Source organism: Halopenitus salinus, from assembly GCF_055397165.1.
The window spans coordinates 910,619-931,318 of the sequence record NZ_AP043853.1; the positions used below are offsets into that span (position 1 = coordinate 910,619).

18 protein-coding genes and 2 pseudogenes are annotated in these 20,700 nt (G+C 53.7%); 7 read left to right on the plus strand and 13 right to left on the minus strand.

The features are described from left to right. The first annotated feature begins 52 nt into the window (after positions 1-52). On the plus strand, positions 53-964 hold the full coding sequence (locus ACZ5YD_RS06325) for a glycosyltransferase family 2 protein (protein WP_379746088.1): 912 nt from the start codon (positions 53-55) through the stop codon (positions 962-964). Between the two features lie 91 nt (positions 965-1,055). Beyond that, positions 1,056-2,255, plus strand: a complete 1,200-nt coding sequence (locus ACZ5YD_RS06330) for an O-antigen polymerase (protein WP_379746091.1) — start codon at positions 1,056-1,058, stop codon at positions 2,253-2,255. A 716-nt stretch (positions 2,256-2,971) separates the two neighbouring features. Here ACZ5YD_RS06330 and ACZ5YD_RS06335 read toward each other — a convergent pair. The 3 genes and pseudogenes from ACZ5YD_RS06335 to ACZ5YD_RS06345 all read right to left on the minus strand — a co-directional run bounded on the left by ACZ5YD_RS06335 (position 2,972) and on the right by ACZ5YD_RS06345 (position 6,846). Then, a pseudogene (locus ACZ5YD_RS06335) lies at positions 2,972-3,594 on the minus strand (IS6 family transposase). A gap of 80 nt (positions 3,595-3,674) precedes the next feature. Then, a complete protein-coding gene (locus tag ACZ5YD_RS06340; protein WP_379746094.1) occupies positions 3,675-5,204 on the minus strand; it encodes an oligosaccharide flippase family protein in 1,530 nt (509 codons plus the stop codon). Between the two features lie 4 nt (positions 5,205-5,208). Continuing rightward, positions 5,209-6,846 (minus strand): alkaline phosphatase family protein, encoded by a 1,638-nt coding sequence (locus ACZ5YD_RS06345; RefSeq protein ID WP_379746097.1) that lies wholly within the window; start codon positions 6,844-6,846, stop codon positions 5,209-5,211. A gap of 85 nt (positions 6,847-6,931) precedes the next feature. Between ACZ5YD_RS06345 and ACZ5YD_RS06350 the strand changes: the two genes are divergently transcribed. From ACZ5YD_RS06350 to ACZ5YD_RS06360, 3 genes are read left to right on the plus strand one after another with little or no spacing between them, the layout of a single operon-like run. Next, complete coding sequence (locus ACZ5YD_RS06350) at positions 6,932-7,402, plus strand: dTDP-4-dehydrorhamnose 3,5-epimerase family protein (RefSeq protein ID WP_379746100.1); 471 nt, start codon at positions 6,932-6,934, stop codon at positions 7,400-7,402. Next, a complete protein-coding gene (locus ACZ5YD_RS06355; RefSeq protein ID WP_379746103.1) occupies positions 7,399-8,472 on the plus strand; it encodes a glucose-1-phosphate thymidylyltransferase in 1,074 nt (357 codons plus the stop codon). The genes ACZ5YD_RS06350 and ACZ5YD_RS06355 overlap by 4 nt, the downstream gene beginning before the upstream one ends. A 3-nt stretch (positions 8,473-8,475) precedes the next feature. Continuing rightward, positions 8,476-8,655: a hypothetical protein gene (locus ACZ5YD_RS06360; RefSeq protein WP_379746105.1), complete on the plus strand. Its 180-nt coding sequence runs from the start codon at positions 8,476-8,478 to the stop codon at positions 8,653-8,655. On the opposite strand, the gene rfbD is transcribed toward ACZ5YD_RS06360, so the two are convergent. Then, a complete protein-coding gene (gene rfbD / locus ACZ5YD_RS06365; protein ID WP_464384464.1) occupies positions 8,652-9,617 on the minus strand; it encodes a dTDP-4-dehydrorhamnose reductase in 966 nt (321 codons plus the stop codon). The genes ACZ5YD_RS06360 and rfbD overlap by 4 nt on opposite strands. On the opposite strand from rfbD, the gene rfbB reads away from it, so the two are divergent. Continuing rightward, complete coding sequence (gene rfbB, locus ACZ5YD_RS06370) at positions 9,583-10,503, plus strand: dTDP-glucose 4,6-dehydratase (RefSeq protein WP_379746111.1); 921 nt, start codon at positions 9,583-9,585, stop codon at positions 10,501-10,503. The two genes, rfbD and rfbB, sit on opposite strands and share 35 nt — an antisense overlap. A 41-nt stretch (positions 10,504-10,544) precedes the next feature. On the opposite strand, the gene ACZ5YD_RS06375 is transcribed toward rfbB, so the two are convergent. The 8 genes from ACZ5YD_RS06375 to ACZ5YD_RS06410 all read right to left on the minus strand — a co-directional run bounded on the left by ACZ5YD_RS06375 (position 10,545) and on the right by ACZ5YD_RS06410 (position 19,741). Further along, positions 10,545-11,531, minus strand: a complete 987-nt coding sequence (locus ACZ5YD_RS06375) for an NAD-dependent epimerase/dehydratase family protein (protein ID WP_379746114.1) — start codon at positions 11,529-11,531, stop codon at positions 10,545-10,547. 69 nt (positions 11,532-11,600) lie between these two features. Further along, positions 11,601-11,780 carry a hypothetical protein gene (locus tag ACZ5YD_RS06380; protein WP_379746117.1) on the minus strand — a complete coding sequence of 60 codons (180 nt, stop codon included), beginning with the start codon at positions 11,778-11,780 and terminating at the stop codon, positions 11,601-11,603. Between the two features lie 153 nt (positions 11,781-11,933). Beyond that, positions 11,934-14,099, minus strand: coding sequence for a VirB4 family type IV secretion system protein (locus ACZ5YD_RS06385; RefSeq protein ID WP_379746129.1), 2,166 nt, complete (start codon positions 14,097-14,099; stop codon positions 11,934-11,936). After that, positions 14,092-15,213, minus strand: coding sequence for a hypothetical protein (locus ACZ5YD_RS06390; RefSeq protein WP_379746120.1), 1,122 nt, complete (start codon positions 15,211-15,213; stop codon positions 14,092-14,094). Before ACZ5YD_RS06390 ends, ACZ5YD_RS06385 begins: the two co-directional genes overlap by 8 nt. Continuing rightward, positions 15,213-16,280: a hypothetical protein gene (locus tag ACZ5YD_RS06395; RefSeq protein WP_379801148.1), complete on the minus strand. Its 1,068-nt coding sequence runs from the start codon at positions 16,278-16,280 to the stop codon at positions 15,213-15,215. The genes ACZ5YD_RS06390 and ACZ5YD_RS06395 overlap by 1 nt, the downstream gene beginning before the upstream one ends. A gap of 137 nt (positions 16,281-16,417) precedes the next feature. After that, positions 16,418-18,103 carry a DUF8186 domain-containing protein gene (locus tag ACZ5YD_RS06400; RefSeq protein ID WP_379741822.1) on the minus strand — a complete coding sequence of 562 codons (1,686 nt, stop codon included), beginning with the start codon at positions 18,101-18,103 and terminating at the stop codon, positions 16,418-16,420. A 23-nt stretch (positions 18,104-18,126) separates the two neighbouring features. Beyond that, positions 18,127-18,561, minus strand: a complete 435-nt coding sequence (locus ACZ5YD_RS06405; RefSeq protein WP_379741825.1) for a hypothetical protein — start codon at positions 18,559-18,561, stop codon at positions 18,127-18,129. A 379-nt stretch (positions 18,562-18,940) separates the two neighbouring features. Beyond that, positions 18,941-19,741 (minus strand): DUF8170 family protein, encoded by an 801-nt coding sequence (locus ACZ5YD_RS06410; protein ID WP_379741828.1) that lies wholly within the window; start codon positions 19,739-19,741, stop codon positions 18,941-18,943. Between the two features lie 115 nt (positions 19,742-19,856). On the opposite strand from ACZ5YD_RS06410, the gene ACZ5YD_RS06415 reads away from it, so the two are divergent. Then, positions 19,857-20,345, plus strand: a complete 489-nt coding sequence (locus ACZ5YD_RS06415; protein WP_379741831.1) for an ArsR family transcriptional regulator — start codon at positions 19,857-19,859, stop codon at positions 20,343-20,345. A gap of 62 nt (positions 20,346-20,407) precedes the next feature. Here ACZ5YD_RS06415 and ACZ5YD_RS06420 read toward each other — a convergent pair. Further along, positions 20,408-20,695 (minus strand): annotated as a pseudogene (locus ACZ5YD_RS06420) (type IV toxin-antitoxin system AbiEi family antitoxin domain-containing protein); the annotation flags it as partial. Between the last annotated feature and the right edge of the window lie 5 nt (positions 20,696-20,700).

Below are 20,700 nucleotides of genomic sequence, written 5' to 3' on the forward strand. Positions count from 1 at the left end.
ATTCGAAAATGAATCCTACTTAAAATCACCGAGTTTGCTCTGTTATTATAGTATGAATAATTGTCCCTCAGTATCAATCATCATCCTAAATTGGAATAATTATAGTGATACTGCAGAGTGTTTAAGTTCACTAGAAAACATAGAGTATTGTAATTATGATGTTGTGGTCGTTGACAATGGATCAACCGATAGATCGGGTCAACGTTTGAAGTCTGAATTCAGTTGGTGTAAATTCATATTTAACGGTGACAACTTGGGCTTTGCTGGCGGGAACAACATTGGAATAAATTATTCGTTAGAACAAGGTTATGATTATATACTTCTATTAAATAACGATACAATTGTACAAAAAAATTTCATGGAGCCACTCATAGAGACAGCGGAAACAAAGAATGATGCAGCAGGTGTGAGTGGTGTTATCAAAAAATTCAATTCAGAGGAGATATGGTATGCCGATGGTGATTTTAATACACTATTCGTTAGAGGTAAAGTAAAAGACACACCCAAGTCGCAATCAGACACATACCAGGTAGACCAAATCACAGGTGCTTTATTTTTATTAAATTCAGATTATATATGCAGAGATGTTCTGAATGAAGAATATTTCCTTGGGCAAGAAGACACAGAACTATCATGGGAAATAGCAACAAGTGAAAACTGGAATTTATATGTGAATCCAAATTCGACGATATATCACAAAGTGAGTTCAACCCGTGGTGATCACAATTCATTTCGATACTATCACTCAACAAGAAACAGAATAATATTCGCACAGAATAATTTAGATGCCCTAGAACAGATAATATTTTTATCTTTCTTAATTGTAACGCGCATTATACGTTTCTTTGAGTGGCTCCTAGTAAGCCGCTTCGACCTTATCCTTGCGACAGTCCTTGCAGTCTACGATATCATAAGAGGAAAACGCCCCCGTCGATTAGATCTCCTAGACAAATATGAGAACTAAAATTGAACTCCCCATAGATATCGTTCAAGTGTTTCTGTTGATACCAATTCTAATCACCGTGATTATATCTATAAATATATTCAACACTGTGGTGTCAATAGTGCAATTAGCACTATTTGGTATCTTTCTTTCACTTTCGGCACTATCATTAGCCGTTTCCTATATTGTCTTTCAAGACTACTATTCTCCAGTTGGACTCTTAGGATTAGTCTGGTTTGGAGCGATATCGCTTGCTGTGCTCAGGCTGGTTCCAGAACACCACACAAGGTGGAGTCTAATTACCTGGGGTATTATATTTTTGTCCATGTTTTCATTTGTATGTGGTTTCACCGTGATATATCGGTATATTAATGTAGACCGTATATCAGCTGATTATACACTCGAAAAGCGTTATCTTCAAATCATTATTAAAATACTATTCATCCTTGGGTTTTCTTCATTTATTATAATGATATATAGATTTAATGTTTCTGTGGGCCTTGAATATTATTTCGATCATCCCGTTCGTGCAAGACATGAATTTAGAATAACTGGACTATATCACTTATTTCTGCTAAATTGTTTTAATATTATATTGATTATTGGGTATATGCTGAGATATGGTGGGAGTTTAGCCCATGTCTCAATTCTTTTTTGTTCCCTCGCGTCACTTCCCTTTAATGGTAAAAGAAGATTGACTATTGTCGCGATCGTAGCATCATTTTTCGTTTACCGATATGTATTAGACCGATATGGGTCAATTTATCAATTTTTACTTGTAGGAATATCCGTAATTGGTTTCTTTTTATCTTATGCTTATATTTTTAATTCGCCAGATGCTGTTCTCAGACCATATCTTTACTTAACAACTCCATTCGATAATATTAATTATATTATTTTGAACGAGGAAAATCGATACTATGGATTAAGAACATTCCAATCGGTCTTAAAACTATTGTTAGTACAAGATCTTCTAGGATTACCAGAAAACTATTCACATATATTCTATGGTGATCAATATAATGCTGCCACGTATCTGATGCCATTATACTATGATTTTGGACTACTAGGTGTCGTGATTGGACCATTCATTTTAGGGATTATGAGCGCACTACTATACTTATATATGAAAATCAGAAATACCATTATATCGATAACAGTATATGCAATAACAGCCACATCGATTATATTCGCATTCTTTGGCCCGTTCTACACTCTCGTTTCAATAACTGAATTTATGATACTAGGAATAATGCTAATAGTCATCTATAATACTATAGATGTATATATTGAATTCGTGAAGCCACTTTAATCTTCAGAACAGCATTATGGAAAGCTCCAAAGATTATTTGATCAATATTTTTGATTAAATATCGCACTTCTAAGCGTCACTTATCACGGATTGGGTGTCGCTTAACAACATGCATTCGAATTCCTTGGGTGCTCTCCAGAAATGACTTAGTGAGTGTTGGAAACACCTCAAGTACTTTCAACATTATTCAGAGAACCCACTCGACGACTTCACAACAATGATCGATACATCTAATGACAGATTTTGGTCCGATATATGGTCATTTATTTCATCTCTGCAGTTTCGACACACTGCGGACGATTTTCGGGATATCGGACGCTCTGGCAAAGGTTGTAGACGGTGACTTTCAATAGCATTTCACAGAGCAGCGTGACTAGTGTGATTCTCGGTGCTTCTGCCGAGAATCACACGCCACGTTAAATCTGAATTCGCCCAAACCACTGCGGAGCACCGTGTAGTGCGGAAATCTGGTGAGGGAGACCGGACGCTGGGCATTTCCGAGAGCAAATCCACGATGACACGGTACTAGCTTGATGCGAAGTGCATGCAGAGTTAGTATTGTCCACTCGGCGGGCTCACTGAACTCACCGACAATTGCTTTAGCATTGGCCACCGTAATACGAGTGAAGATACTGAATTCCGAAGTCACAACATCCGATTCATCTCTTCTACCAAGATAACCCATTCGTCAAGTTGCATCTAGCGAAAGGTTGTGTTCAGATCAGCTGATTCCATGCGAAAGCAAATGATCTCAGCCACTCGTCAGCAATTTCTGCTTCGGGGTTGCTGAAACAGGTATTCTTACGTTTTACCTCACGAAAGGCACGTTCAACACTGTTCCGATTTCCATGTCGTTCGAGTCTGAATTCGAGATCATGCTTACGACATGCTCGTTGAAGTGGAACCGCGCCATCAGCGAGAAAGATCGGGTCATCCACATCGTGATTTCCACGGAGTTCCGTGAAAAATTGATCTGCGATCACGTTCGTTCATGTTGGTCCAAGCGTTATATGTAGCAAATCGTTTGAGTTGGGAACGACAGCGGCGTACAGCCAATATTGTTTATCGTCCAGCTGAATCACGGTCTCGTCAACCGCAACGTGATTCGGGCTCCGACCAGAGTCTGGCTGTCGAGCAGCCTTATGGACCAATTATGAACGGTAGATCAAACCCGATCAACACCGAATACCCCAAGATATGAAACAGTATTCGAAAGCGATAATCCAGACAAATGAGCCTGAATAATGAGCTTCATCAACAGCCTTGGAGTTGCTTCTGGCTCCACAAACTCTACGTTAATCTCATTTAAAACCCCGCTGAGGCGGTCGTTTTCGGGCATGAATCACTTTGAAAACGCACCGCTTCACCTTCAATCCTTATCTGAACACCGCCGAAACTACAGAGCCAAGGCTTTCAATTCTACCGGTTATTAGGCATGAGAAAGAACTGAACCAAGGGGAATCCAAGGCGATCATCAATTCGAGATGCAATCTCACGATCATCATCAGAAAACCCGCGGGCGACACGAAGCACGAGAAAATAGTTAGAGGCGACAAAAAGTGGTAAGAGAACGGCAGTTAGAAGATCGCCGCTCATGAAGAAAACAACCAACCGGCCAACGACGATAGAGGGCACAATCGCGAGCCAGACCTTAAGTAACCGTGGGCTGAGGGGTGTAATCGATCGAAGGAGATAGATCTCAACGACGCCAACGAGCCCAGCAACAGTCAAGGCGCTCCCGGTCGCAATTCCCGCACCGAGAATTCCAAAACGTGGGATGAAAAACACGTCAAGGCCACCATTAACGGTGACCAAAACAAGCGTATTGAATAGCGTGAGACGAGTATGTCCAAGCCCCTCTAGAATCATTCCCTCCGGACCAAAAGCTGCGTTTAGTAGAAAGCCAACCACGAGCGCGACGAGGGCAGTACTCGCGACCACGTATTCGTCCGTAAATAGGAGTGACAGATAGATGTCGGGAGCTAAAATGAGAGTGATCGCGACTGGAAGAGTAAACATAGTCACCCATCTCGTCGCGAGCTGATATCGAATTTCAAGGAGAGGAGTGTTGAACTGATTTTCGGCTACCATCGGTTTAAACACGGGCGTAACAGCACTGAGGACGATAAGGAGATTTGCAGCGAGGAGATATGAGACTCGATAGTAACCCACGTCAGCAGAACTCAAAAAATATCCAATAACGAAGTAATCAATTTGCCCGACAAGCGAATAAATAACGCCTGCCAAAACTAACGGAAGAGAATACGAGAGGAGCGATCGATTTGAGATCGAATCCGATTCTTCAGTTTGGATCCAGTCCGCCTCGTAGACGAGAAATCCGATTCCACACGCAACTGCGATCGCTAGTCCAAGGAGATAACCGCCGATAAGACCAAACAGACCAGCACCTGCCGAAACAAGTAAGATCGCACCGATGGTCCGACCGAGTGGATTGAGAAGGTCCCGTATTATGACACGGTACTTCATCTTTTTGAGACTGTTAAACGAGGCAAGTAATGTCCTGAAAACCGTCTGCAATGGAATAAGAAGAATAAAAAAAGTCAAGATCGTCGCTATCCGAGGCTCGTTGAACATCGTTGCTATCTGCTCTCTAGCAAGAAAAACAACGCCGGCACCAAGTACGGAAGCAAAAATACCGATTAAGAACACGTTCTGAAGCGTCTTTTTGGCTTGGCCGTAGTTGGAATTACTCAAAAACTGAGGAACAAAATAATCAACTGACCGATAAATGTTCAGGCTGGCGAATCCCTGAACGAACATTACGATGGAAAGACCAAGAGTAAAGATACCGTATTCTGATGGTGTGACAAGACGTGTTGCAACGACGACGAAGGCAAAACCAAGGGCCTTCCCCAGAACGTTCCCTACGAACGTGATACTCCCTTGAGTGGCTAATGTAAAGATACCACTATCGCTATCGTCACTCATCTCCTCACCCAAGATACCCCATATCGCTCAGTTGTTGTTCAAGTTCAGCCTCTTCCTCGTCGTTCCACTTCCGATCTCCAATACCGGACTGTCCATACTTCTCTGTCTTCCCAATTTTTCGTTCGTTCACTATTTCACTTGGAAAAAGTCCCGTCAGAACAGTTCCATCCATCGCTGTGGGTACCGGACAATCCTGAAGATAGAGCAATGTCGGTGCGATGTCAAACACATTCGCTCCATCAATCGTTCCTGTCTCGAAAGACGGCCCGCTAGCGATGAAGATTCCTTCTGTCCGATGATCGCCGGAGCGGTCATGTGCGTTCTGTGTCGATGGCTGTAGAAGCGACTCCGATCGACCCCCCTTCAGGGTACAATCTGGAACCGTACGAACGATGAGGTCCGGCGCATCGTCCAGCATCCACCCCTCGAAAACCTCATCGCTACGGATCACCGCTTCAACCAATTTCTCACCCGTTTTCGGATGTCGGAGCGAACGGAGAGAATCTCGAATTTCCTCGACGACATCATCATACTGGCTTCGCGAAACCGTTCCTTCTGTAAATTGTTCCTCAAGGTTAACGTACAATCCTTGCCCCGATAACGTCGTGAAGAACGCTTGCGTCTCGCCCCAAACGGTATCACGACGTGATTCATGCTGAAAGCTACTTCCAAATTCGAACCATGACTCCGGAAGTATCGACTTCACCACGCGATCGAGATTTATTTGCGTTACCGCATTCCAACTAGCCTTGAGCGTCGTTGCAAGCACGTCATTAACTACTTTTCTCGTGGATTCTTCGGAGCGCCGAGTGAGAAATCCTTCCTCCTCCAACCACTCGTCGATGTATATATCGTAAGACAGAGGCCCGAAACCGTGATCCGAAAGTATGAGTACGTCACAATCGTCGTCGATCTCGTCTGAAATCCGGCCGATACCGTGATCAACCGCCTCGTAATACTCCTCAATGGCACCGACCAGTGGGGAATCGGGATCGTAACGGGGGTGGGAGTCGTCGAAGTACTTCCAGAAAAAGTGCTGGACACGGTCGGAGCCGTCATAGACGGTCATCGAAAGGTCCGTTTCATGATCTCTGATCAACTCGAGAAAGAGGTCGGTCTGTCGTTCGGCGACCTGAATGAGGTTTCGTTTGAACGCTTCGTAGTCACCGGACTGCTGTAACGACCAGTCCTCAAAGAGGCTGTCAACAGGCCCAATCTGGTCAATGAGCGTGTCTGGTGTTGCAAAGTCATCAATGATGTTCGGCGTCGGAAAGCCCGTAATCATAAAGCCGTCAACGTCGTCCGGCGGGTAGGTGAAGGGTACCTTGAATAGTCCCGTGGTCGTTCCTTCATCGTTCATAACTGTCCAAAACGGGGTAGCACGACGATCAGAGGAGTTGATCGAACGCCTATTGTATTCTTCATCGAACGTACTAAAATCGAAGATTCCGTGTTTGCCGGGATTCGTCCCGGTCTGGATCGAACTCCAAGCGGGAGGTGAGACTGGTGGAGTAACTGATTCCAGCGGACCAGAAACCCCCTCTTGTTTGAGCTGAGCGATATTTGGTAAATCTCCGCGATCGATCATCGGATCGATAACACTCCACTCGCCCCCATCAAGTCCAATAACGAGCGTATCCATTTGTGAGAAATCTACTCACCAATACTGATAAACGCTTAGATAGACACCGAAAAGCCAATAGTTGGCTTAGATAATTCCTACCTAGATGACCAACATTCACGGCGTCGAAATCCGCGATCTCCAAGTGAATGCCGACGAACGCGGTCACCTCGTCGAGATGTTTCGCGAGGACTGGGACGAGTACGATCCCGAACCGGCGATGTCCTACTTCTCGATGAGCTATCCCGGCGTCATCCGGGCGTGGCATCGCCACACGCGTGGACAGATCGACCACTTCGTCTGTCCGCAGGGACGGATCAAGGTCGGCGTCTACGACGACCGCGACGACTCCCCGACACAGGGCGAACTGAACACCTTCGTCATCGGTGAGCACGATCAACAGGTCGTCCGTATTCCGGGCGACTGCTGGCACGGGTTCAAGGTGATCGGGAACGAACAGGCACTCCTGATCAACTTCCCAACGAACCTCTACGACTACGAGGACCCCGACGAGGAACGACTCCCACCCCACACCGGCGAGATCCCGCTCGACTGGGAGGCCGAACCCCACGCATGAAGGGTGTACTGTTGGCGGGCGGGACCGGATCCCGACTCAGGCCGATCACCCACACCGGCCCGAAACAGCTCGTTCCGGTCGCGAACAAACCGGTGATCCAATACGCCATCGAAGATCTCCGAGAGGCCGGAATCACCGAGATCGGCGTCGTGCTCGGGAACAAGGGCCGGGACGCGATCCAGTCGTTCCTCGGAGACGGAAGAGATTTCGGCGTCGAGATCACCTATATCGTCCAGGGCCGCCCGCTCGGGCTCGCCCACGCCGTCGGCTGCGCGGAGTCGTTCGTCGACAGCGACGACTTCGTCGTCTACCTCGGCGACAACATGCTCAAACGCGGGATCGTCGACGTCATCGAGAGTTTCCGTGCCGGCAGCTTCGACGCCGGAATCGCACTCCAGAGGGTCGACACGCCGGAGCAATTCGGGATCGCAGCAGTGGACGACGAAGGAAGAGTGACGCGTCTCGTCGAGAAGCCGGACGATCCACCATCGAACCTCGCGCTCATCGGCATCTACGTCTTCACCCCACGAATATTTGACGCGATCGCGGAGATCGAACCGTCCTGGCGGGGGGAACTCGAGATCACCGACGCGATCCAGACGTTGCTTGACGATGGGGCGGCGATCGACTCACAGGTCGTCGAGGGATGGTGGAAGGACACCGGAAAACCGGAAGACGTGCTCGAGGCGAATAGACTGGTTCTCGAGGACACCGAAGCCACACGAGCCGGTTCCATCGATCAGGACGCGACGGTGGACGGTCGGGTCCACCTCGACGAATCGTCGACGATCGAGGCGGACGCGGTCGTTCGTGGTCCCGTCTCGATCGCGGAAAACACGACGATTGAGCGTGGAACGTACGTCGGCCCGTATACGGCGATCGGAGCCAACTCGACGGTTCGGAACGCCCACGTCGAAAACAGCGTGGTCGTCGGTGACGCGGAGATCACGACGAACGGCCGAATAATCGACAGCCTAGTCGGACGTGGTGCGTCGATCCGAAGCTCCGAAGGACGCCTTCCGGAAGGTCGCCGCCTCGTCGTCGGAGAGAACTCACAACTCGAACTCTAGTCCATGCGCATCATCACGCTCACCTGTCCCAGCTGTGGAACCGTCGTCGCCGCAAACGAACTCGAGGACAACCGGGTCATGAAGTGTCCCGGAAACGGCTGTGAATCGATCCTCCGATTCGACGACCTCCCGGAGGAGGAGCGATCCTTCTACCTGGAACACAAGAGCCAATACCGGCTTTAGAGGAGCGAGGAGAGGTCCTCCGCGAGAGTTGATTGCGGGCGACTCAAAGTCCTCTCGACTTTCGTCGTGTCGAAACACGTATTTCGCGGTCGCTTGGCATCGCGTTCCACGTCGGTCATCGAACTCTCCGTGAGCGTCGCGTCGTCGAACCCAATCTCCTGAAGGAGCAACTCTCCGAATTCGTAGGGCGTGACACAGGAGCGACTCGCGACGTGAAACGTTCCATTCTGGCCCGCTTCGAGGAGGTCGAGGAGGGTCGACGCGGTGGCTGCGGCGTACGACGGCGTGATTCGCTGATCGGTGAACAGGGGGATCTCGTCTCCTGAACGTGCTCTATCACGAACCCACTGCGGGAAGCCCGACAGCGTTCCGTCCGGAAGCGATCGACCGTAGACGAACGAGAGGCGAGCGATCAACGGGGATGAATGCGCGTCCCGAACGAGACGCTCGCCGGCGAGTTTGGACTCCCCATACACCTGCTGAGGGTCGGGTACTGCATCCTCCGGGTAGGGTGTGTCTCGCTCACCATTGAAGATATAGTCCGTAGAGGTGTGGATCAGCGTCGCGTCGATCGCATCAGCTGCCCGAGCGAGATGTTCCGCTCCCTCCGCATTCACGGCGTGTGCCCGGTCCGGGTCCGACTCACAACCGTCGACGTCCGTCATCGCCGCACAGTTGATGACGGCATCGGGATCGGTCTCGTTGAGAAGGTCCTCGACGTCAGTCCGGGATGTAATGTCGAGCTGGTAGCTGGGCTGATCGAACCCGGGATCTACGGAGTGATACGTCCCGACAACTGTAGCGCCACGCTGGTCGGCGATCGTCGCGACGTTCCCGCCTAACAGCCCGTTCTCGCCGACCACGAGTATCCGCATATCGGCGGTGTGATGGTCAGAGATAAATAGGTGACGACGCACCCTCTGACCAATGCGTGTGCTGGTTACCGGTGGTGCCGGGTTCATCGGTTCGAACTTCGTTCACCATCTCCTCGAAACGACGAATCATCGGGTTCTGACGCTCGACGCCCTGACGTACGCGGGGACCACCGAGAACCTGTCCGGCGTCCTCGATCACGATCGCCACCGGTTCGTGGAGGGAGACATTCGGGACGAGGAACTCGTGGACGAACTCGTCGAGGCGTGTGACGTGATCGTCAACTTCGCCGCGGAATCACACGTCGACAGATCGATCCGGGACGCCGAACCGTTCGTCGAGACGAACGTGGATGGAACACGAACGCTCCTCGACGCCGCACTCGAACATGACATCGATCGGTTCGTACAGATATCGACGGACGAGGTGTATGGGACGATCGAGTCCGGAAGTTTCGGCGAAGACGATCCGCTCAACCCACGGAATCCGTATTCGGCGACGAAAGCCGGCGCGGATCTCCTCGCGTTGAGTTACTACACGACACACGACCTGCCAGTCATGGTGACGCGTTCGTCGAACAACTACGGTCCTCGCCAACACCGAGAGAAACTGATTCCGAAGTTCATCACGCGCGCAGCGGCGGGTGAGGATCTCCCGCTATATGGTGACGGGTCGAACGTCCGAGAATGGCTGTACGTCAAGGATAACTGTCGAGCTGTGAAATCGGTCCTCGACGATGGACAACCGGGGGAGGTGTACAACATCGGTAGCGGGACAGAACTGACGAACCTCGAAGTAACGAAGCAGATCCTCGACGTCGTTGGTGGGTCAAAAGACCAGATCGAGTTCGTCGAGGACCGTCCGGGACACGATCAGCGATATTCCCTCGATACTACGAAGCTTCGATCCTTGGGGTGGGAGCCGAAATGGGAATTCCGAGATGGCCTGAAGGCGACGAGAGACTATTACCTCTGACCGGAGAGTCCAGCGTGACCTCCCCGATGAATCGTGGTGACCTACGCTCCCCGCACCAACGGCTCGTACCACTCCTGATTTTCTTCGTACCACTGGATAAACTCCTCGACGCCCTCCCTGATCGACCTCGAAGGCTCGTACCCGATCAACTCACCAGCCTTCTCAACGGACGCGTGCGTATGCTCGGCGTCCGCCTCCCGTGCGGACTCGTACTCGATCGCCAACTCCGGCGCCAGTTGGTCCCGAACCGTCTCCGCGAGTTCCTGTATCGAGATGGTGTCCGAACTCCCGATGTTCATCACCTCGCCGTCGGCAGCCCCCGACGTCAACAGCGTCCGGTTCGCATCCACTACATCGGCCACGTACGTGAAGTCGCGCGTCTGCTGGCCGTCCCCGTAGATCACCGGCGGCTCCCCGTTCACACACCGCGAGACGAAGTTCGAGATCGCCATGTTCGGCCGCATCCGGGGACCGTACACTGTGAAGTAGCGTAAACACACCGTGGGCAGATCGTGCAACTCGGTGTAGACGCGCGCGTAGTGCTCCTGGGCGAGCTTCGAGACCCCGTAGGGACTGACGGGTTCGGTCGGGTGGTCCTCGGTGTAGGGCAGCGACTGCGGCTTGCCGTACACCGACGAGGAGCTCGCGATGATCACGCGATTCACGCCCGCCTCCTTCGAGGCCTCGAGCAGGGTCACCGTCCCGTCGACGTTGATCTCGGTCACCTTCTCCGGGTGTTCCACGCTCGCGCGGACGCCCGCCTGGGCGGCCTGGTGGACGACGACGTCGACGCCCGAGACGACCTCGCCGACCGTCTCGCGATCGCGCACGTCCCCCTCGACGAGCCGGTAGTCTACGCCCGCCTCACGTGCGGCCTCGCGATGTCGGTCGATCGTGTGGCGTTTGATCCCCTCGTCGTAGAACGGCTCGAAGTTGTCGAGGACCGTCACGTCGTGTCCGTCGCGGAGGAACGCCTCCGCCAAGTGGCCGCCGATGAACCCGGCCCCACCGGTGACGAGAACCTTCATTACCGAGACGACCACGAGCGACGGCCAAAAACCTCCCGTCTTCGCGATCGGAGCGAACCCCGATCGCCGTCACGAGATGATCTCAGCGCCGACTGGTTCATGCGTGATCTCGACGAGCGCACACTCCACCAACGCGACGATCGACGTCGAACTTCGATCGGTCGGAAGCGCCACGTCCAGATTCGCCCACGGTGGCTGGCTCGGGAGATGCTGCGACTCGACGTCATCAATAGTACTGTCTACAGTCATGGGTCAACACGAGAGCTCACTGCGTGCCCCCGCTCCCCTTAGGGGGAGAAAAATACTCTCGCGGAGCGACGTCACCTCGAGATACGGAGGTTGGCCGCACTCGGGTGTCCACCCGACTCCGTCTGCGGGCGTCCACTCACCAGCGCGTAACCATCACCCCGGTGAATCACCCGGTCCAGGTCGGTTAGCAGAACCACCAGAGTGTGACTCGGTTGTCGATCCATCCTCGCCGAGTCCAGTGACCACCGACCCAGCGTGAGATTCCGGGTCGAAGTCGATGACGTCCTTCTCGCGGGTCATTGCCTTGACCTGAATGCCTCGCCACTCGCCGTCGACGCCGACCAATGCTTCTGAAAAGCCATTTTTCTCGTTTCCCGGGACGGCATCCTGGACGAACCGCATCTGCGGATAGTTCATGCCGAACTCCTCGGCCCACTCTCGATCCATCCCCTCGAGTCGATGGAACTGCTTGACGGCACACTGGTCGAGAATTGCTTCGGATTCCGCGTGTTCGAAGAATTCGTCGACGGTCTGTGTGACTAATCGGATCGAGAGATCGTGGTGTCGGTGATGCCGAAAGACGGTCTCCAAAAACGACAGGCTCGCCGCATCCTGCATGATGTATCGAGCCTCGTCGATGTAGAAGACGACCTGCTTTTCCGTGACCTTCGCGCGTTCGTAGACCAACGAGATGAGTAACTGCATCGTGAGTGCGGTACTGCTTCCAACACTCCCTTCCTGTTGTGCGAGATCGAGGTAGATCACTTTCTCGTTTCGAATGTCGAACTCCGACGGTTCACCGAGATTTGCGTGGCGACCACCCTCATCGAATGGGCGAAGCTGATCCAGCAGCCACGTTGCATCTGTCTGGATTTTCGTTGTTTCCGCCTCGGAACGAACGATGAAGTCCTCGGGCGAGTCGATCATGTCTTCAAAGACATTCATCATGTCCCGGATGGTGGGACTCTGATTCGAATGGGTCGCGATGTCCTCGGAGATGTCACACCGAGCGTACGAACGGCGGAGGGCCAGTTCGAGCGTCGTTCGTCGATCGCCGAGCGCGATGCCGCGAAGCGCGAAGAAGTTCGTCAGAAAGCTCATCGCGTCATCGAGCTTTTCGTTGAACGGACTCGCATCGTTCCCCATCGCACGCTGAATGTGGATCGGTGTTTCGCGTATCTCGAGAGGGTTCAATCCAAGCGTCCCACCGACCGTGATACGCTTCGCACCCAGCGCTTCGGACACACCAGCCCAGTTATTCAACGGCTCTAGAATGATCCCAATTCGATCCCGACTCTTCTCGATGGATCTGATGAAGTTCTGTTTCGAACTGAATGATTTCCCGGAACCGGTATCGCCCACAGTAAACATCGCATACCCGTTATCTCGAGAAAACGGATCGATCACGACCGGGCTCTGATTGTCACGTTGCACGCCGAACTCGACGCCATCCTCTTCGAGAATCGTGGCATTGTGAGGCGAGGCAAGCAACGCACCGATGGCGCCGCCGAGCGCGATCGACGCCCGTCCAAACTCGTTGTGGCCGATCGGCGCCGCGGATTGGAGGGCGACGTCCTGGCGGCAGATGGCCGTCTTCGGCGTCAGGTTCGAGGGATCGTCTCGAAGCGCACTCTTGACCGTTTGGACATCGTTTCGGAGTTCCTCCTTCCCGTCCGCACGAACAACGACATACATCGCCTGATCGAACACCCTGGCTCCACCCTCGACCGCCGTATACGTCGATTTGGCCTCATCGGCCCGTTCTTGGAGGTACGCACTCCGAACACTCTTCTCGAGATCGGCGTCGACCTGGAGATCATCGGCCAGGTTCTGGAGCTCGCTACGCGCTCGTTCCTGGTTCTTCGGCGTGATGTGGACCGTCAGATCGAATTTCACGTCCGTGATGTCGAAGAGGGTACTCAGGTACCCGTCCTTGGGATAGTCGGGATAATCAGCGATATAGAGCGTCGTCGTCCACTGTTCGCCGACACGTGCCGCTCGCGTCTCCCACTCGATCGCCGCTGGGGCTGTCACGGTCTTGTGGGACTCCTCGACGTCGTCGAGAAATTGCCCATCAGCGTCGGATTCACTGAGCGTCTCCTCTTCCAGCACCGCTGAAAGATCTACTTCTGGGTCTGTCTCGTCCGATTCACCATCGCTTGCAGGTTGCGTATCCGAATTCCACCGTCGCTTGATCTCGATACCGAACACAAATGCGAGGGCACCATAGAGCATCGCTCCCTCCAACGAGGTGGGGTTCGAAAGCCACTCACCAAGGATGGAGACGATCTCGCCCCCTTGCAAGAGACCGTTAGTCATCGGTCGCGGTTCTCCGTTGCGACTGACCGACGATCGGTTGGTTTCGAACGGCAAGCGTGGCTTCGTCGTATTCGTGTTCGTGCCCGTTCCAGAAGTCCATATTCAACATGAACAGCTCGACGGTACTGAGCCGTCGAGCAGACCAACCCGAGGCCTGTTGAATGAACTCAGATCGAACTTCGTTGATTCGTGTATCCAGTTTCTCGAACATTTTTGCGCGTCGTTCAGCCTCCGAGAAGTCCTCGCGACGAGTCACAAACGGGGTGAACAGAAACCCGACAACGGGGAACTCCGTCAGTTTTTCTGCGGGTGTCCCCTCATCTTTCGATCGGTTATAGACCTCAAGCGGTCGTGCCTGGACGCCGAGATAATACCGGTGCTGTTGAATCCCTCGGTCGCGCATCTCCTGTGGGCGCTTCTCGCGATATTCCTCGAGCAACTCCTGCAGCGCAGGATTTGCAGCAACATCCTCGTCTTCCAGCCGAGCTTCGATATTTTCCGTGATGCGATCGACGGGAAACGATCGAGTCGTCGTGTGAAGCTTGATTTTCGAATCGAGTTCCTTATTCGCGAACGCCGCACCCGTTTCGTGGAGTGTGGCCCAATCAGACGCCATCGCGAAGTCCATATTCCCCGGGTCGATCTCGATGAAGGCTTCCATCGTTCCATCAGCACGCTGAATGGCTCCAGCACCCGGCCATGCACGTTTGACGTTGGTGAGGTCCTGCGTTCGCTCATCCGGTTTGAATGGCGTATAATTCGCTAATCCACCACGCGATCGCTCCGCCTCATTCGTTTCCGAATCAGGATGTGCCGGCGCTGCGAACGTGTGCGTCGGCCGCTTGAGATAGCGATAGACGTCGGTTATCCACGTCCACGCGTTCAGGTGGCTCGGAGTCATGAAGACGATCGCAACGCCGATCCCCAACCCGCCAGTCATCAGCGGTAACGCGAGCGAATTCAACCCGGAAAAGCTCGCGAAAAACAGCCCCACGATCGGCAACCCGACAATGACACCGATATCCCCTTCTTCGATGTTCAGATAGGGAATCCGACTGGCCTCGCCGAACTGATCCATGATACGTCGTGCCGCTTCGTCTTGATCTGTCGTCATCAGGTAGTGTCTCGTTCAGGATTATTCTCAGTACGTCTGTACGACGGAGTGGACTCCGTCTGGTCATCAGCAGTATTCCGTTGTGTCACTCGCTGCGCGAGCGCATGTCCTGCAGCAGCTTTCGGTCCAAATCGAGCTGCTGCAGCAGCGGTACTCCCACCGCCTACATAGGCGCCTGCTGCAACGCCCCCAACGAGAATCGCTCCCTTCGTTGCACCACTCATGACTCTCGCGGTCACGGGTGTCGCATATTTGAACGTCCGCCACGTGATGAAGACCGCAACCATCGGGAGCGACATCGCAACGAGATATCTGAGGAAGGTGTTCGCGGGAGTGAGCGTACCTCCAGTATACAGGAGATCATAGCCCTTGAACACGATTGCAGCAGGGAGTGGCAGCGCCGCAAGTGGGACGAACCGTCTCGCAAAGCCGAGGGCGATCTCCGAAAGAACCGGAACGTTGCCATACCCGATCGCCAAGGCGATCGGCATGCCGTAGATGTAGACGAACAACAGCACCTCACGGATGTAATAGAGGGCCTGGAGCAACCACATCGAGATTCCCCCAACGATGGCAAAGATCAACGAAAGACCCGGATTGGAGAGGGACGCAGAGAGAAAATCGATCATCACCCGAGCCAATGAGTCAAGACTCGGAAGCAGGGCGATCGTAAATCCATCGACGAGGTAGAGGAATACTGCACTCACCCAGTACCACGTGATGATGAGAAAGGCACCCGCCCACGCCGTTTTTCGCGTTTTCCGGCTCTCGTAGGCACTCCCGATGTTGAAGATGCGAATGGTGTGTCGGCCTTGAACGCAGATGGTCAGCGTCAATAGAGCGAGGATCATGATTTCGCCACCAACGAGCGTCTCGTAGAGCGTTATCCAGGGCTCATTCGATGGACTCCCAAAGACGAATGGACCGTCCGTCCGGGGTGTGGGAGTGCCGAAGAGCTCCACTGAAAGGGTGTCATATCCGGTGTGGACACCCTCCATAAACACGTCCGTCACCCAATCGACGACGTCCTTGGCGCCCTCCAGAACCACGTCGATTAAATCGACCATGTCGCAAGCCCTCCAGTTGATGTAACCGAAGCGTGACGGAGATATCTCCGTGAGACGACGCAGATCGACTGCGACACGCTACTAGAGAGCGCTGCACAGTCCGTTTCGTCTGGTGATAGGTTTGTACTAGCCATGGATCACCGGTTGTGCAGTCCAAATTGGCGCAATACCCGATGGCCAGCATAGAACATGACGACAAACGGGAGTAGTTGCCACATGACCTCGATGAGAAACGCAACGATCCCATCAACGGAGGCAAGTGGATGAAACCGCAGGGTCGTCGTCTCGCCCACGTATGCGGGCTCGTGAGTGAGCCACGACCCAGGGTGATACCGAATCGTGTGGATTCCGGGATCCGCAACAGTAACGACGACGAGTCCGGATTCGTTCGTTTTGACTCGCCGATCGCCGACTGCGACATATCCACTTCGATCGGAGCCACGACCAGCACCGGATCGAGACGTCTCGTGAAGCGCGATCGGCGAACCGGATGGGCGCTCAGTAAGTTCGATCTGGACCGTCATCGCCGTCGCATTATGACGAAGCGTCGTGACGGAGAGATCGCTCTGCCGGAGCTCCCGATCAGTGTCAAAGTCACGTCTCGGAATGATCGTGGATTCCCCACGAACCAGCCCACGGATTTCGACATGGTCCAGGTCGGAACTGGCCGTTCGAGTCGCGATACTCGTTGAATCCGTGTAGACGCCGTCGACGGCATCGACGGTAACGTTGGGACCGATTGTGTTCGGAGAGCCTCTATCGATACCCCACGTATCGATGATCGTCGGTCCATCTCGAACTGGTTCACTCCGTGGGCCGATCGCGGACGGATATGCATGCACGTAGACGGGAAGTGCATCCGACGGGACCTCCTCAGTCTGTGACGCCGTCGATCGAACAAGCGTATCCCAGTCCGTATCGCGAGCAGTATAGTACCGCCAGACGCCACGCACGTGGCCGGCTGTTCCGGAGAAATGAACGCCGTGCCATGGCTGGGTCTGGGTGATGACGGCGCCGGAATCCCCATTTGGATAGTGCGCAGATCGAACAGATGGATCGAGCGTGTACACCTCCACATCGACGGAATCCGAAACGTGGACGGTTTCAGCGTGATAGCTGAACTCGTACTCGTGTAAGGAGCCTTCCGTATCGACGACGGTTTTTCGCAACCGTGTGCGAATTTCGGCGTCGATCGTCAGCGTGCTCGGACCACTCCCGTCGAGATCATAGTCGATCGACGGCGTGTGGGTTCCATCGGCGGATGCGACAGTTTCGCCGTCCAGTTTCACGCTAACTCGCTCGATATCGTGTGACAGGAGCGTCCAGTAAACGAGCGTATCGCCCCACGAACGCGTTCTGGGGACGTCGATCCGATAATCAACAAATCCACGGAGGGTTCCCGCAGGAGCGATATAGAGGGGCGCTCGTCGTGCTTCCAGGTGGCCACGCGTGGACGGATGGACACCAAAGATCGTCGCATGGGCGTCCTTGATGTACGACCCATCCTCTCGGGAGGCCGATGGCGGATAGACTGACAGATCGATGTCGCCAGCCTCGAGATCGTCGAAGTCATGTTCACTCCACGTTGCCGCTGTACGAGGCGGTTCCTTGAACGTGATGTCTGTACCACTTGCGAGTTGCTCTAGGGAAGTTCCCCCATCTTGATCCTCATCAGAATCACGAGACCAGAGGGTTGAGACCTCATCCCCAGTCAGTCCGTTACGCTCGGACCCAGAGCCGGGAGGTTTCGCAAGCACGACTCCCGAGAGAACAGTCGCAACGAGGACGCTCGCCAGAATAATCGAAAGGGTTGACCGGGACATGACGATTGTGTGTCGTCGATCGTTCACCACGGAACGAGGTTGACGCACTCGGCAAGCGGGAGCCCCATCATCGAACCGGCGACAGTGTACAGCGGCCCTAACGCCAGCAGAACGACGACGGATTTGATCGCAGATCGTTTGTGGCGTTCGAGTCGTTTTTTGTGGTCAGCGTCCAGCGTGAACATCTCAATGAGCGCGTCTGCCTGCCACACGATCGCTAACCCGATGATGCCAAGACCGGTTGTGAGCTGAAAGAATCCCTCGATCATGTCGGGGAGACGTTCAGCGTTGCATACTGCAGTCTCTTGTGCAGCAACCGGTTGGACCGCAACGATACTCAACAGCACACTCACCATGAGTACCTGACGCCCAATGCTAGACCACGGGCTAGCGTGTTCGTGGGGCGACTCCGTCGTGGAGTCCGATTCATCGTCAGTATTCGCGGAATTTTGAGTCATATGCTTACGGTTGATTGCTCGATACGAGAGATCTTGTCACAGACAAATGTGAGCAGCGACGTACCAGATGATCCGAATGTCCACATTCCACTCGGGATCGGTGTCTACGATCGGAATTGTAACGCTACACCAAGACCCAGATTAAACTCGATGGGTGGATCGACGACATATGGACCTGAAGGGGACCGTCGATTATCTCGCCGAAGAACTCGATCTGGAACGGAGCGACTACGTCCGTGAAGTCGGTCAGTCCGTGGCTGATCTCCGGGAGTGAACTACCCTACTCGCTCACGGCTGACGCCGTTCGCTCCTTGAGGGTAGGGCTTCCTGATCGACGCGCTTTGATGAGTGTACCGCTAAGCTAGTAGGGCAGGATAATTTACTGTTCCCCACTCTCTTCCCACTCCGGACGTGGCGTCGGGGACGGGAGTTCGTCAACCAGAGTTCGAAGTTCGTCCTCTGTCGTCCACGGGAAGCACCGTTCGTGGAGTTCGAATTTACGGAATTTGTTGAGATGGACCCAGCTGTACGTTGCTGGCTCTTTGCCCTCATTTGTCCGGCCGTCGATCATATCCCACACCTCTTGTTCGTCGATGTCGAGACCGCTTTCTTGGGCGCGATCAACGAGCGACTCGACTTTTGCTTGGACTTCATCCTCCGACAAATCGTCTGCGAACGCAATCTCGAGGGCGGCCTGAATGACGTGCTGTGTCGAGTCAAGATTTGCGTCAGTCACCCACGCGTAATCACGCGGGAACACGTACGACTTGTCGAAATACGGTGGGTCATCGATTTCGCCCAATTCAGGCGCCTCTCCACCACTCTCCTTCTCGAAGACACCGACGATGTAGTCGCTGTATGATGCGAGCAACGAAAACATGATATCGAACGTATTGAGCCGGTCAGTCGGGAGTTCGAGGAGATCACCCATGATGAACGGATAGGCACCGAGCTGCTTCGTGAGTTCGTTCTGGACGGCGCGAAGCCGGCGGATATAGGGGTCGCGATAGCTCCCGAGGATGAAATACGATGTCCGCTGACTCCAGAGATACGGCAATTCACGCTGGGTGAACCGCCAGATTTCCCGTTTCTCTGCAGGCTCAAGTTCGATGCCCCCGACGGCCTCGTGAACAACGGCCATAATCTCCCCAGCGTCCGGCGGCGAGCTTGGGTCGGTCATTAACTGCTGATTCAAACCACACCACCTTATCCCTTCTGAATCACTTTGGTCTTTTCTAAATTAACCAACTTGGATAACCCTAACTGTTATAACGGCCTCCCTCGTACCATCACGTATGAGCGAAACCGACACTGGTGCGGCCGATGCAGGGCCGTTCGCGGAACAGCAGCGGCTGTTCAAGCTGCTGTCCCAGGATACGCGCCATCTCATCATCCAGGAGTTGCTGGGCCACCCCACCCATCTGATGTCGCTCGCCGAACTCGAGTACATGACCGGGAAGAGCCAAGCAGCTATCAAAGACCAGCTGGAGACGTTGATCGACGCCGGGCTCCTCGCACGCTACACGTACGAACCAAGCGAGGGAAAACGTGATCTCCCCGCCCAGTTCTACGGATTCACGGAGCGGGGCGTCGAGGTCCTCCACGACTACAAGTATCTCCGTGGGCTTCCGGTCGCACGCGCCCTCTACGAGAACACGCGCAAGACCGAGAAAATCGAGCGCCACGAATCGGCCCCTCGCCCGGAGCTTCCGGATGTCGTCGCGGAACCCCTCGAGTTCGACGAGCCCGATCTCGACACCGTCGATGGTGGCACAAACTCGTAGTTCGTCGTCGAACAGCACCGTTCTCGACGCTGCCGAGAAAATATGCCGACTTCGTACCTTGATCAGGACTCCGTCGGCTCCAGCATGGCTGGCTCGACGTTGATTCGGAGGCGATACGTGCTGTCGGTCGATCCGGTGTCGGGCCGCGTCGGGTCCAATGAGGAATATCCACTCGTGAACGACGCGACGAGTTCCTCGCGGGCGGGGAGGTCGATGCCGAGCTGGTCGGCGAGGTAGACGATCCGCTTGGTCGCAGCACCGTTGTCGAGGCGTTCGAGGTACGCGCCGACAGTGACCCAGTCGCACCCCCGTTCGTCGGCGGTGCGCATCGCGGTTGCGAGTTCTCGAAGTCTAG

What these genes read in the sequence shown, in the direction of transcription:
- ACZ5YD_RS06395 (WP_379801148.1), bottom strand. Translation starts at nt 16,280, where the DNA reads ATGGTCGATTTAATCGACGTGGTTCTGGAGGGCGCCAAGGACGTCGTC.
- rfbB (WP_379746111.1), top strand. Translation starts at nt 9,583, where the DNA reads ATGCGTGTGCTGGTTACCGGTGGTGCCGGGTTCATCGGTTCGAACTTC.
- ACZ5YD_RS06345 (WP_379746097.1), bottom strand. Translation starts at nt 6,846, where the DNA reads ATGGATACGCTCGTTATTGGACTTGATGGGGGCGAGTGGAGTGTTATC.
- ACZ5YD_RS06400 (WP_379741822.1), bottom strand. Translation starts at nt 18,103, where the DNA reads ATGTCCCGGTCAACCCTTTCGATTATTCTGGCGAGCGTCCTCGTTGCG.
- ACZ5YD_RS06350 (WP_379746100.1), top strand. Translation starts at nt 6,932, where the DNA reads ATGACCAACATTCACGGCGTCGAAATCCGCGATCTCCAAGTGAATGCC.
- ACZ5YD_RS06360 (WP_379746105.1), top strand. Translation starts at nt 8,476, where the DNA reads ATGCGCATCATCACGCTCACCTGTCCCAGCTGTGGAACCGTCGTCGCC.
- ACZ5YD_RS06325 (WP_379746088.1), top strand. Translation starts at nt 53, where the DNA reads ATGAATAATTGTCCCTCAGTATCAATCATCATCCTAAATTGGAATAAT.
- ACZ5YD_RS06390 (WP_379746120.1), bottom strand. Translation starts at nt 15,213, where the DNA reads ATGACGACAGATCAAGACGAAGCGGCACGACGTATCATGGATCAGTTC.
- ACZ5YD_RS06355 (WP_379746103.1), top strand. Translation starts at nt 7,399, where the DNA reads ATGAAGGGTGTACTGTTGGCGGGCGGGACCGGATCCCGACTCAGGCCG.
- ACZ5YD_RS06410 (WP_379741828.1), bottom strand. Translation starts at nt 19,741, where the DNA reads ATGACCGACCCAAGCTCGCCGCCGGACGCTGGGGAGATTATGGCCGTT.
- ACZ5YD_RS06340 (WP_379746094.1), bottom strand. Translation starts at nt 5,204, where the DNA reads ATGAGTGACGATAGCGATAGTGGTATCTTTACATTAGCCACTCAAGGG.
- ACZ5YD_RS06415 (WP_379741831.1), top strand. Translation starts at nt 19,857, where the DNA reads ATGAGCGAAACCGACACTGGTGCGGCCGATGCAGGGCCGTTCGCGGAA.
- ACZ5YD_RS06375 (WP_379746114.1), bottom strand. Translation starts at nt 11,531, where the DNA reads ATGAAGGTTCTCGTCACCGGTGGGGCCGGGTTCATCGGCGGCCACTTG.
- ACZ5YD_RS06380 (WP_379746117.1), bottom strand. Translation starts at nt 11,780, where the DNA reads ATGACTGTAGACAGTACTATTGATGACGTCGAGTCGCAGCATCTCCCG.
- ACZ5YD_RS06405 (WP_379741825.1), bottom strand. Translation starts at nt 18,561, where the DNA reads ATGACTCAAAATTCCGCGAATACTGACGATGAATCGGACTCCACGACG.
- ACZ5YD_RS06385 (WP_379746129.1), bottom strand. Translation starts at nt 14,099, where the DNA reads ATGACTAACGGTCTCTTGCAAGGGGGCGAGATCGTCTCCATCCTTGGT.
- rfbD (WP_464384464.1), bottom strand. Translation starts at nt 9,617, where the DNA reads ATGAACCCGGCACCACCGGTAACCAGCACACGCATTGGTCAGAGGGTG.